The following is a 14,154-nucleotide window of genomic DNA, read 5'->3' as shown; positions in this document are numbered from 1 at the left end:
CGTACCTGCAGATCGAAGCGGCGCAGGAGGCGCTGGGCCGGTGCCTCCCGGCTGCTCTGGTGTACCTCGCTCCCGCTGTGCGAAAGACCCTGCTCCCGCCCACGCTCGGCGCCGCCGCCCACCATCGGGCCGACGGTGACGCCCATCGCGCCGGTGTCGAAGCTGGGGCCACCCATGATCTTGGTGTTGGCCGCCCTGCCCGCGGCACCGACGTCGGAGGCGCTGGCGGACAACGAATCGACGGTTCCGAACGTCGCGGTGTCGACGGTGTCGAGCACCTCCGGCTCGCTGCGTTCGACCAGCCGCATCTCCACCGCGCTCGGCGTGTTGATCCAGGAGATGAACGGGTGCTTGCCGGTGAACAGGATGTCCGACCGGACCCAGCCGCGGCCCTTCGCGGCTTCCTCGGGGGTGACCGCCATCTGGTGGTAGTGCTTCGCGAATGCCCCGTCGTCCAGGAATTCCCGCAGCGTCCGGCGGCCCACCCGGCCCGGCTTCACCAGAGCCTTCGGCAACGCGCCGGCGACCTTGTCGAACAGCCGGTGCTCGCCGTCGGCGGTCGGCGGCAGCGTACGGTCCTTGTAGCTGCCCGCGCGCTGGCCGACGACCTCCACCGACTCGACGTAGGACCTGCCCGTGGCCACTTCGGCGCCGGCCGGGCGGACGCCGAGACCGCTCGGCACGAGAAGATTCACGGCCGGACGGCGACGCCCGCCCACGACCACCGGCTCGCCCACCGGACGCTGACGCTTGCCCCGCAGGCTGAGTTCGATCCGGACCGGAACCCGGACCGCCCGCATCGGCACCAGCACGCTCAACGCGTGCTCGCGGCCGGCCTCACTGCTCGCACTCGTGTTCACCGCGTTGCTCGCGTCGGTGGAGAACTGCACGAAGCCCAGCGCCATGAACCCGGGACTGACCGGGACGATGATCAGCGCCATCGCCGAGTTGCCCTGGCTCGCCCCGGCCTTCGTCGCCAGCGCTGCGCTGCCCGCAGGCCCGGCGAGATCAGTGGACGTGCCTGCCTCGGGCTCCGGCCCGAATTCCGCGGCGTTCCAGTCGTAGTGCGCCCAGCCGTGCAGTTCGTAGTGCTTGCCGTCGATCTTGACGTCCTCGACGTGTCCCATGCCGCGGAACTTGTTCACGTTGGACCGCAGCGCGGCGGCGAACTCGTCCACTCCTTGCCGCGCACCCGCGGGCAGCAAGGCGTCCAGCGCCGCGTCCAGCGCCCTGGCGTTGGTCAGTTCGCCCTGCTGCTGGGCCATGTTCATACCGATGCCGCGGCGCAGGTCGTCGGTCAACTCGGGCGCGGGTGGCACCGGCCGGGCCGTCACGGACCGCCCGCTCTTGGTGACCGTCGCGCCGGAGGTGCTCGGCTGGGCGTCCGGTACCTCCACCGGCTCGGCGGGGTTGAGGTCGTCGACCTCGGAGAACCGGCCGCTGTCGGTCACGATCCGCCGGCCGGTGACAGCCAGCCTGGTGTCCGCGTCGGCACCCCCGACCGTGACCGGTCCGAACTCCCGCTCCCAGGTCCGCTTCATGTGGTAGGCGACCGAGAAACCCCCCGGCACCGACCCGTTGGTCATGCACTGACCGAGCAGGATCCGATCGCTGCCGCCGGCCTCCGTGAAGATTTCGCTGCCGAAAATCGCGCGACCACCGGAAACGTGCGCGGTGGGAGGCAGTTCCGTCTCGGACGAGGTGATTCGCGGCCGCTTCGCCGGGGGCTGCGAGCCGGAGCCGGTCCGATCGCCCCGCGTGACCACTGAAGGCCTGTTCGAGCCCTGCTGAGGCGAACTGGGTCGCAACTGCGCGAAAGCCGCACCGAGCGCAGCCACCGCAGCCTCGTTCGAACCCTGCTGAGGTGCCACGGAATCGGGCAGCAACTTCGCGAACGCCTTGTCGAGCGCGGCGATGCTCGCGTCCGTCGGCTCGAGACTGGCCTCGGCATCCCTCAGCGCCTGTTCGCCGAGTTCGGCACGGGGCAGGTCGACTTCGATGAACACCGAGTCACCGTGTGTTCCGGAATCGAAGGTCCGGATGACGATGTCCTCCGGCTGGATCTCGAACCCGAGCAAGAGCCTGCGCAACCGCACTATCTCCTCGCGCACCTCGCTCTTGGCCACCGCTTCCACGGCGTCCGCGCGCTGCTGACCGGTCACGTAGTTGCTGCTGTAGCCGGCGAGGTAGAGCACGGGCAGGCCGGCGTTGTTGGCCCGGCGCCAGGCCCCGGCGCGAACCGTCTGCCGGACGATCGCACGGATGTTGTCGACCTCGTGGCCCTCGACCGTCTTGCTCTTCTCGGAGAACCGGATCGACACTGGTTCGATCCGGCCTGTCGACAGCTCGCCGAACATGACCTCTGGCGCGGGCCCATCCGGTCCCTGCGTCGCCTCGGCGAACGAGCCACCGTTCCAGGCCTTGACGGCCGCGTTGGTTGGAGACACCGAGACCTCGTTGTCAGCAGAGAACACCAATAGCGGGTTGCCGACAACCTTGCGCAGTGCCGCGGAAAGTTCCGCCGCCTCGATGGTCCCGCCCGGGCCCTTGGCTCTTACCAGGCACTGACCAACCCTTATCGCGGCGGGATCGACCCCTGCCTGCAGATAGAGATCGAGTGCGGTGATGATGTGGGCCATGTCGCGGCCGCCGGCCACCACGATGTCACCGAACTCCCACGGCCGGTCGGTCTTGAGGGCGAGTGCGAAACCCTCGCTGCTGCCGTGCCCGTCGATGGCGAACCGCTTGTCCAGTGGAATCCCCGCCCACGGAGTGACATAAGCCACCAACCGCTTGACCGGCCGGCCGGCTGCGTCGGTACCGGTGATGATCTCCCGGAAGTAGTACTGCTGCCGCACGCCCGTCTCGGAGTACGAAGGCGCAGTCATGGCGTGCAGGTCCGCCACATCGCGTGGGAAGAAGATCCCGTAGGTGCCCAGCCGTTCGTTGGCTTTGGGGTAGGCGAAGTAAGCCTCCGGGTCCGGCAGCGATGGATCATGCTGAACAAAACCCTTGTTCTGCAAGGTAATTCTGCCGTCGTCGGACAGGTAGAACGTATTCTCCGGCGCGTACAGCACCCGATCGTACCCACCGCCGCTGAAGGACCGGAAGAATCCCGCACTCTCGGTGATCTTTCCGCCCAGCCAGGCCAGCACGAGTCCCCGCTCCGTGTCGTCGCCCAGCATTTCCCGCACCTGCGGTTCAGTACGCATGATCCACCCGACCAGGGCCGAGTTGAGAGGCACATCCTGGCCGTCCTGGCCGATGCCGACATCACCGTCGACGAGGATGAACACCGGAACCGTGCCCGACGGCCACGGCGACTTCACCTCGGTCGAGCTGGTATCACCGTCGATCCGGTAGGTGCGCAGCCGATCGGCAGTCGCGTTCCCGGCCCACCGTTTGGCTGCCTCGTAGTTGTTGTCGTGCCGAGAATGCACGTACACCGTGAACGACTCGCCGTCCCCGTTCTTCAGTACGCTCGTGCGCAGATCTCCTGCCCGCAGCGTGGACACCAGCACGAATTCCGAATCGGCGCCGAGCTCGATCCGATCTTCTTCGATGTGCGCGTCCCCCGTCGGCGCATAAACTCTGTTGAAGATTCCTTCCCTGCGGAGCGCCCCGGCGAAATCGAATCCCAGCCCGCCGAAGTTCACCCGCTTGCCGCCATTCCGCGCGACCAGCACCGCCTCCCGTTCCGGATCCGACCGCAGGAAACGCAAGGTATCGGTGGCCAGCAGCCCGGAACCGATTTCATCGCCGCCCAGTTCATGCACCGGGCCGGTCGAGTCCGCGACCCGGCCGAAGGTGCCGTCGACCGAATCTACCGAAATGACCAACGGCCGTTTCGCCGGGTGTTTCAACGGCACCCCGCTCAGGTCGGCAGAACCATTCCGCAATGCGTCCTGGAATTTCCGCAGCACCGCGTCCTCGTCCGCCGGATTCCGCGCCGCACCCGGCACCGGGAACCCGATCACGTCGGACAGTCTCGGACTTACCAGGTTGTGGAAATCAAGCGCGGTCGCGGTGAATTTCGCGCCCTTCGCCACGATTGCGCTGGGCACGAAGATTTCCCGGCGGAGCGGGCCGGCGTAGTCGTGGCTGCGCAACGGACCGCTCAGTTCCCTCAGCTTCGCCAGCAGCCTGGCGTTGGCCTGGCTCGGCACGTCCGGCTTGGCCTTCGGGTCCGAGCTGTAGATGATCGCCTTCGGGCGGATCGGGCCGTTGATGAGCTGCTGATACCACGGGGAATTCACCATCTGGTCCGCGGTGTCCTCCGGCAACGTGGGCCAGCTCGACCCATCCTCGTGGGGAACGGAGAAGTTCGTACCGACGCTGTCCAGCTCGAACTCGACGGGGCCTATCCCAGCGCCACCGGTCTCGGCTGCCCAGTCCACAGGCCTGGCCCGCGAGGAACCATCGCTCTGCATCTCGTACAGCGCCCGCCTGCTCTGGTCGGTCGCCGATCGCGGATATCCGGCGTAGGCCCCATTCGACCGGTTGAGCCGGGCTTTCGTGGCGAAGCCCATACCGAAAAGGCGGCCGTCGGCCCCCACGAACGGCATCCACGCGACGTCCTCCGGCCGGACCTTGGCCGCCAGCGTGTACACCGGAGCCGGCCCCGGTACAAGGTAGCCCGTCGCGGCGTCCGCTTCCACCAGGTCGTACCCGATGACCACGGAACGGAACGGGCCGTTGCCACGCAAGGCCTCGGCGAACTCCTGCACAGCCGCGATCGCGTCTGGGTCCAGGCCGGGGCTGCCGGGGATCACCAGTACCACTGGCACCTTGTGGTGACCCGCGTACTGCTGGAAATGCGGTGTGTTGCGGAGGTGCCCGGCGAGCTGCGCCCCGTCGATCAGCACCCCGTTGACCAGAAACCGCATGCCCTGCATCTCGTCGATGACGACATAGAACGGCAGCGCATGCAGCGTCGGCTGCGGGAGGGCGGCGTAGAACGCGGCTTGCTCCGCTTGCCAGGCCGCCGGGGGCCGGCCGTTGCTTCCGTAGATGGCGAACCCACCGGCAGCGTTGGCCGTCGGCGGCCGGAGCAGACCGTTCGGCCGCACGGGCACGGACACTTCGACGGTGACCGGACCCGACGAGGCCGATGTGAGGTCGATGTCCGGCAGCTCCAGTGCCGGAATGCCGCCAAGGACGGTACGCAGCATGTCAGCGATGAATTCCGCGTCCTGGCGCGGGCCTTCGATATCGACCAGCGGAACCGGCAGTCCCACGGCCCGCTGTGACTGGATCGAGGCTTTCAGTGCGTCCGCCAGCTCGTGAATCTTGTCCACCAGATGGGGATCGTGGATGCCGAAGGTGCGCACCGACCCGTCAAGCGATGCGCCGGTCCCGCCGGGAGCACCACTCGGCCCGCCCACCACGCTGCCGGGGCGAACCGTCGAAGCAACGCTGCTGGTATCGCTGTCACTATCGCTGTCACTGTCCGACGGCCAGGTGAGGTTCTGGGCCGCCGAAGAACGCGTGACGACGCTGTGGCCACGGCGCGTCCGGGAAGCCGGGTTTTCGGCCGGACCGGAATCGGCCGAGCTGTCGGTATCACTGTCACGGACCGACAGGGGGGTGAAATCCGGGGGAGCCGCGGAGAGTGCGATGCGGCCTCGATCAGCCGGTGCGGCCAGTGCGGCCGATGCAGCCGGTTCCCCAGCAGGCTCCGGACGATCCACCGTCGGGTTCGGCCCGGATGACCCGGCCTGCCAACGCTGCACCACGACTACCCCGAAGCGCGGGTCGTTCACCCGCGCAACCCGTTCGATCGCCACGGATACCCGCTCGAGCAGCTGCTCGACCGATACGTCGAACGAGCCCTCCGTATCTTCCGCGTACCTACGCCGCACCGCGTTCTCGAGCAGCTCCTGGTGCGGGTGGCTCCAGCGGGAATCCTCGACCGAGCCGGGCAACAGCTGATACGCGGTCAGGCTGAAGCCGGGCAGCTGATCGGCCGCGGCATGCTTTGCATCGTCGACGAAACCTTCGGCCAGCCATGAGACCCGGTCGGCGTCTGCCAGCGACATCTGGTTCATGCTGGTAAGCCGCATGGCCAAAGCGGCCTGCGCGCGATAGGAATCGATGCTCCGACGGGGACTGTCGGACCGGGAGAGCTGCCAGCTTCCGGAGGTGTGCCGGGTACCGGACATCTTGCTGACGGTGAACTGCCACCGAGTGGGCCGATCGGGGTACTGATCAGCCGGATAACGCGAGTTCAGCTCCCGCTGCAGCGCCTGCGTTGCCTCTCGTTCCAGCGCGTCGCGCCAGCGCAGGAACCGATCTTGATTCCCATGGCCCGGGGCCACCTGAAGGTCGAACCGCAGGTCGAGCCCTTCGTACCCGGCGTTCGGCCCCGCCATGGCGTGGTCCACGATCTCCTTGGCGCCCGAAGCGAGTGCCGCCACGTCCGCCGGAGACAGCTCGATACTCTTCGGCCCGCCGAACTGGCCTGCCGCCACCTGCCTCGACTTCGGCCGGCCCACCCTCGCCGGGTCCGGACCCGGCGGTCGATCCCCGGCAGCGCCGACCGGCCGATCCTCGGCTGCGCTCGGCGCGCTCTCGGCCGGACCGGAATCGGCCGACGTGCGCAGATCGGCCAGCAATCCGCGTTGAAAGCTGTAGTACGGCTTGAACCGTACAGCGCGATCCAGCATTTCCTCGACGGCGCTGGTCAGATCCGACGGCTTCACCGATCCGGCAAGCGCCCGGGCCGCCGCATTCCGCGCCAGCACTCGAGCCAGCTGCAAGCACGGTCCGATCCCGTGCGTCTTCTCGACCTCGTCCTCCCGGCCCACCACCCCGAACGCCAAGATGTCGCCGTTGCCCGGATTGGCCACTTCCCGCTCGACAACCCCCTGCACGAGCTCCATCACCCGCTGCTCGGCCGTCGCCGACAAAATCGGCACCAGTGTCAGGAACCCCTCGGTCAGCTGCTTCACCACGCCGCTGCGGTAATCCGCCAGCTTCCGCTCCGGCGCCGGATACAGGTCCAGGCCGATGGTGGCCGCAGCCGGGGCTTTTCGACTCGTCCGGAGCGTCTGATAGGTGAGCGCCAGTCCGGTCGAATCCACCCCACGCGCGGCCAGCGCGGCCCGGAAGCGCTCCTCGATCCACTGATGCAGATCAGAGCGCACACCATAGGTTACGGCCGGATCCGATCGGCGAACAGTCTGGCGGATATCCCCTAATTGCAGGCCCTTCTTCGCACGATCAGCCTGGCTAGCCGCGAACTGCTCGATCGCGTGCCCCATCTCTTCGTCGTCGGGACTCAGCAACACCCGCGGCCGTGCCGGCTCCAGCCGGCCTTGCCGTGCCTGCTCCAGCCGGTCTTGCCATGCCGGATCCAGCCGGCCTTGCCAGGTCCGGATCAGGTGGTTGTCTTGCGCACTGATCCGGGCGCTGACCTCCTTGGGCAGGATGCCGATCTCCGGCAGTGGGCCCACCTCGTCGAGGAAAAGACCCGGATTGGTGTCGCGGTACGCCAGGTGCAGCCGGAAGTGGCCGCTGATCACCTGTTCCGGCGTCAACCCCGAATCAGCAGGCAACTCGGCTCGCACCACGGTATTGACCAGGACGGTGAGATTCTTCGCCCGGACGACCGCCCGTCCCTTCGACGAACGCTGGTCGAGAAGGAGCGTCGACAAATTCTTCCGGGGGACACCGGCCGCATACTGCGCCGCCAGCGATCGGACGAAACCGCCGATCCTGGCCGCTGCCCGAGGAAGCGCAGCCTCCTGAAGGTCATCGCCGTGCGGCGCGAAAGGCAGGCTCAAGGACGTCATCACCGCATACGCCGCCAGCGCATTCGACGGCGCCTGATGCTCGATCACCTCAATGACGACCGGCCCGGTGTCAGGTTTCTCCACCACCGAGAGGTGCGGGCCCACGACATCCGGATCCAGTTTACGGTCACTCACCGCCTTGCGCACCGCGGCCTTCAGCACGGGCAGGACCACGTCCCGATACCCGCGCAGCTTCTCGATGGGCCCGGTCAGGTGCAGCCGGCCATCCGCCTTCTCCTGCCCGAGCCGGAACCGATGCTCGACATCGACCACGATCCGGGCCGCGAATTCGGCCAGCGCAGGGTGATCCTTGATCCGGGCCTTGAATTCGGCCAGCGCATCCTGATCCGACACGCCATCACGAACCTCCACAACCTCCACCACGACCCGGCTCAGCGGCGGATCGGACACATCTATCCGCGCGGACCGCGACCGCTCGGAATGATCGGTGACGGGCAGCTTAATGAGTGACTCGGTCCCCGCATCGGGCAACGGCCGGTGCCCGGCGACCGGCTCCGCCGAATCCGGTCCGGGCACCCCGGTCTCCGGCGCAGGATCCGGACCGGACGGCACGGTCGGCTGCACCCGCAGCTCCCACCGGCCGCTATCGGCCGCCGGCGCCTCCGCCACCATCCGGTGTGCCACATGCCAGGTGAGCTCGTCGACATTGGACAACGGCAGCTCATCGTCACCACGCAGCAGCTCGTCGACCGACTCCCGCAACGCACGGCCGATCGCCGTCGACTCGGCATCGTGGTCCCCCGGCCTCGACGGCGAATCGTGCAGGGTGAGCAGCACGTCGACCGAGGTGTGGCCCTGCCGGGTGAGGTCGGCGATCCACTGGGCGGCTCCCAGGATCTCCGTGGCGTCGTCCGCGGACAGCAGCGGGACGAGCGGATCGGCGAACTTCCCGGACGCCAGAGCCGGGCTACCGGACAGCCGCGTCCGTCGCGCCGTTTCCGGCTCCCCCACCGCGGTAGCGTCCGGACGGGCCGCCGGGGCCGCGGCCACGCTCGGCGTCGCCGCCGGCTCCGGCCGCGGCGTCGCGTCATACAGGTCGTCCCCGCCAACCGACCGGTCCGCCGCCGGGATCGAAGGAGGCGGGGCCGGCGATTCCGGCCGCGACCGCAGCCACAATTCCCACTTGCCGTAATCGGCTGCCGGCGCATCCGGCCGTGCTTCAAGCTCACTGAAAATCCTCAGCCGGTCGGTCGCACCCGGACCCAGTATCTCGTTGATCTTGTCGGTGAGTCCGTTGGCGACGGCCTCGGCCATCAGGGCATGCGCATTGGCCATGACCTCCCGCGGGCCGTTCAACAGCAACTGGAAGAAGAACTCGCCGTGCCCGTCCTGCCGGACGGCGTCGTGCACCGACAACGCGGCCTTCGCCAGCTCAGCTCGATCGGAGTCGGACAGCACCGGCCCAGCCGCAGCGCTGAACTCGCCCTCGGCCACCTGCCGGATGGGCACGGACCGCCAGGCGGGCACCTCGTGCTCGCGGGGCGAAGCCGGTGAATCCTCCGCCGGCCGCTCACCCGGCAGCTGGGCATCGTCGATTTCGGACTCGATCTCGACGATCCGCTCCCGCATGTCCGGCAGGTCCGGCGCGCGCTGGTGCTCGGGGCTCAGCGGTTCGTGGTCACCCACCGGAGGGTGGTAGATCTCCAGCAGAGCTTCCTGCTCGGCGGACGTTTCGTAGTTCAGCTGATCACCGAGGCCCGCTAACGGGTCAGGGGATTCCGCGACCCGCTCCGGAATACCGGTTTCCCCATCGAGGCCGGCTTCGGCCGTCGGCGCGGCGAAGTCGAAATCGCTGCCCGGATCCGCGGACCACTCGGCGTCGTGGATGAACTCGAAGATGTCGAATTCGTCCTGGCCGTCCACCACGCCCGCCTCCGGCTCGGTGGCTCCCTCCGATCCGGCGGCGGAATCATCGGCGCGCCGCGCACCCGCGAGGTCGGCCAGCAACTGCTGGGCGAACGGGCTCATCGACGTTTCCGGCTCGGCCCGGGGACCCGGGCCGGGGAGGTCCCCCATAATCTCGTCCAGCTCCGAGCCGGACTCCTCGCCCGCCGAATCGACCGGCGCACCCTGGACCTCGGACATCTCCTCGTCCGAAACCGAGCCATCCGAAACCGAGCCGGGGGACGACGGGCTTCCGGTTTCCATCTCCGCATCGGAGTCCTCCGGAGCCGCCGCTTGCGGCACGCTCAGCAGCAGGGCAGCGGCGGCCGCCCGGGCGTGGACGTAGCTGTTGATCCGCACCGAGCGGGCCAGCGTGGCCTCGATCTTCAGCTCCAGGTTCGGCGAACCGGCGAACGCGCGCGCGAAGCCGTCACTGATCAGGGTGCGGGCCTCCTGAATCCGCAGTTCCGCCGATGACGCACGCAGGCTCACCACATCGGCCAGCAGGATCCGGGCGTCGTCCGGGTTCGCCTCCAGTTCCCGGCCGAACCGCTCGGCCATCTCGACGACCTGATTCCTGGCCGCTTCCGAGAGCGCATGCGCGTACTCCACGAAGAACTCGTTGAGGTGCCAGACACCGTCGTCCAGCGTCGGCGCGGCGATCTCATGCACGCCGAGCCGGATGGTCGGCCGCTCCTTCTCGCTCGTTTTGGTCCCTAGGTAGGTGAAGTGCAGGTTCTCCGGCACCGGGCCCAGCTTCGCGATCTCCCTGCGCACCACACCTTCCATGAGTCGATGCGCGTGCGTCCGCACCCCGTAAGTGCTCGGGGCGTCTTTCCGAACATGCAGCCACAGGTCCGGCATCGGTTTTTCACTCGCCACGCGGGCATGCACGTCGCGGGCGATGGTGCGGGCTTCTCGCAGCAGTCCTTCCGGGATCCCCGGCGATGCGGTGACGAGCGGCCCGGTCCAGTGACTGGTCTCCTCGTGCCGACGCGCGGCAGATGCCTTGGTGACGCGGCGAGCAAGCTTGACGGGCGCCCGGCCGGGCGGAGGTACCGGACGGGTCACCTCGGCGAAGAGCACGTCCGAGCCGCCGGATTGCTCATCCTGATCGAGCCGGATGTGCCCGTCGATCACCTGCGCCTGGTCCCTGGCCGAACCGGCAGGCAACGCCTCCCGCACCGCCGAACGAACGACCACCGCCAGGTCCCGGGCCAGCGGGGCCGCCGAAAACAGCGCGAGCTCCAGCCGCGGCGGGTGAGCCGGATCGAAACCGGACAGCAGACTCCGGGCGAACCCGCGCACCATCGGCTTCAGCTGACGCACGACGGACACCGGAAGCCGGTCGCTCCCGGGCGTCAAAGGCAGTTCCAGCGAGGTCATCGCCGCATACGTGGCCGGGGCATGCCGCGGACCCGCGAGCAGGGAAATGCCCACGACGGTGACCGGGGTCTCGGACTCGGTCTCCTGCTCGACCCGATCGAAGTCCAGCCCCAGCTCTCGGGGATCCAGTCCGCGCCGCCGGACCGCAGTGCGCACCGCGTCCGCTAGGACCTCGAAGATCCGCGGACCGTCTTCGGTCAGCCGGTCGCTCGGGCCGACGATCGACAACCGCACCGGCGGCATCTCCTGCGCACGCGCGGCACGCCGGGCGATGTCCGCGGCAATCTGCGCCACGGCTCTGCCGAGCAGTAGCTGATCGGAGTCCGCCATTTGCGGCGGGGAGCCGACGACCTTGGCTTCGAACCGGCGCTGGACCGAATCCGGCTGGGACCATCCGGTAGTCCGGATCCGCGACTTCATCTGCGGCGGGTTGCCGGTCGACGGGAGCAGAGCATCGTCGCGAGTGGACGGCCCGGTTTCCCTGGGGGAGGGGGCAACCTGCGAGCTGCCCGGGGAAGCTGGACCCGCGGGCCCGGCGAACGCCTGATTCGGCGCAAGCATCGCGGCTTCGCCGGAACCCGTATCCGGCGCCGGGGAATCCGGCCGCTCGTCGCTCACGTCGGAATTCCGGGTAAGAGCATCGGCCGGATGGTCGCCCGCGAGGTCGGCTATCAGCTGCCGGGTGAACGGACTCATCGGCTCTCCGGGCCCGGCCGCGGGCAGCGGCACGGGGAGATCCGCGAACACCTCCTCCAATTCGGAGTCGGAATCGGAGTCAGGCTCGGAGCGGGCTTCGGAGTCGGAATCGGAGTCAGGCTCGGAGCGGGCTTCGGAGTCGGAATCGGAGTCAGGCTGGGAGCGGGCTTCGGACTCCCCGGAATCCGAGCCGACCGCGTCGTCCGGAGCGTCCGGCATCTCCTCGTCCCGGACCGGACTGCCGAACGACGGCCCTTCGGCGTTCATCTCCATGTCGGAGTCATCCCGAGCCGGCGAGGCCACCCGCACCGGCGAAGCCGAGGTGGGCCCCGTCTCCCCGGGCAAGGTCTCCAGCAGCCGAAGATCCTCACGAAGATCCGGATCTGCCCCGACCTTCAAGTGGTCCAGCACGGTCTCCAGCGGCGGTTTGCCCCGCCGCGTGTCCGCATGCCAGGCGGCAGTGATCGCCTGCCGCAGGAATTCCCCGACCAGCTCCACCCGGTCATGGGTGAACTCGGAGGGACGGCCGATGTCCACCAAAAGCGTCGGAAACTGAGCGGCCGGATCTGCCGGGCACCGCGCGACGAAACCCTCCGCCGCCGAGAACATCTGCTGCTGGTGGATCGTCGGCAACATCGCGCGTCGCCGGGGCACGAAGCGGGCATGCAGTTCGCGGGCATCCCGGTAGTGGTCCTTGCTCAGGCCGGACGCACTCGTGTACCGGATGCTCAGGCGGCCGTCGTAACCGTCCGCCCCTTGCTTGAACAACCAGGTGATCGGCAGGCGGTCCACGGTGGCCTTGTCGACGTCGGCCGCGTCCAGCTGCTGGTGCAGCAATTCGGTGAGGTAGGCCGTCGCTGTCTTCCGGACCGTCGGTGCCTGCGGGTCCGGGTCGTTCCACTCGTTCCGACCGCCAGGAGGGACGTCCGGCCCCACCTGCGACCGTACGAAGATCCGGACGTCCGGCAGCTCGGCGTCCGACGGCAGCTGAGCGACTTCGCCCGCCAGCCGCTGCCCCAGCTTCTCGACGCGGAGCTGGACGTCACCGGACAACGTCGCCGTGTCCTGGTCGAGGGTGTGGAATATGCCAGTCACCTCGTTTGCCGGTTCGGTCACCTCGTGCGGCAGCGTCCATCGACCGGCGACCCGATCCGCCCGCGTGACACCCCCCTGCGCCGCGCGACCGGCAGAGGACAATCCGCCATGCTCGTTCCCGGCTTCTTCCGGATTCGCGGTCAACGGGCCCGTGTCGAGCAGCACTGCGTTCCGGTTGCGCAACACGTACGGGTGGATCACAACGAATTCCCGCATGATGTCGTCGACCGACCGGGCGGCCGGGTCACCGTGCTCCGCGCGGACCGCGGCGATGGCCGCCCGGATCAGCGACTCGACCTCGCGCACTTGCGCGTTCACATTCGCCAAGCCCGAACTGACCACTCTGGCGATCAGCACGTCGGTGTAGACCGGATCCGTGAACACCCGGTAGGCCTGGCCCCAGGCCATCAAGGTCACCCGCCACCGCGCCGAAGCGGACAGCACACCGAAGGTCGTCACGAAGTACTCGGTCAGCGTGGTCGCGTCACGGTAATCCTGCGCGGTGCCACGCGGCGTCGGGAAGATCGAGATCCGGACAGCCGTCCCAGCCCTGGCGGCCGAATGGGTGAGGTAGGTGAACCGCAGCCCGTCCGGCACATGGCCCAGCCGCAGCTCGACCGCGCCACGCAACACGTCCTCAAGCCACTGGTGCGTTTCCGTGCGGGCGCCATGGACAGCCAGCTGACCGACCGCCATGACGGTCAGCCGCACATCCAGCTGCTCCTCGTCCGCCACGTAGCGCTCGGCGACCACCTCGGCGAACTTGACCGCGAGCTCATCCAGCTTCCGCCGGTCGTCGTCGGCGGCGAGCCTCAACTCGTTCGGATCCAGCCGACCTTCCCAGGTTACGGGCGAGCTGGACGCCTCCTGTTTGAACCGCCGCGCCAGATCCACGGGCAACTGCCGGACCAGTTCGGTGTAATCCACCGGCGTCGGCCGGTCCACCGCCCGTTCCGCGACTTCCAGCGACAGGGTGGGGAGGGCCTTTTTGCCGACGTAAGTGTTGATCCGCACCGATTGTGCCAGCAGGGCCTCAATCGTCGTCCAGGGGTTCGACGAACCGGCGAACGCCCGCGCAAAACCGTCGAGGACGAGGGTGCGGGCCTCCTGGGTCCGCAAGTCCGCCATGCGGCCGCCGCCCGTGTCCAGCACGTTGATCGTCAGGGCCCGGTCGTCCTCCGGATTTTCGAGCAGATCCCGGCCGAAGCGCTCGGCCGCGGTGATGACCTGCTCCCTGGTCCCCTCCGCGAGCACCGGCAGGCTATTCAGGAAGGGCACG

At 68.4% G+C, this 14,154-nt stretch carries 1 protein-coding gene (cut by both window edges); it reads right to left on the bottom strand.

Every position in this 14,154-nt window falls within one protein-coding gene, locus D5S19_RS12720, for a scabin-related ADP-ribosyltransferase, read on the bottom strand. The gene is 77,223 nt long; 27,748 of those nucleotides lie to the left of the window and 35,321 to its right, leaving coding positions 35,322–49,475 in view, spanning codon 11,774 (partial) through codon 16,492 (partial); reading right to left, the first codon wholly in view occupies positions 14,151–14,153. Both the start codon and the stop codon lie outside the window.

It is taken from the genome of Amycolatopsis panacis (genome assembly GCF_003600245.1).
GTDB lineage: Bacteria > Actinomycetota > Actinomycetes > Mycobacteriales > Pseudonocardiaceae > Amycolatopsis > Amycolatopsis sulphurea.
This window is presented reverse-complemented; position numbering and strand designations above follow the sequence as displayed.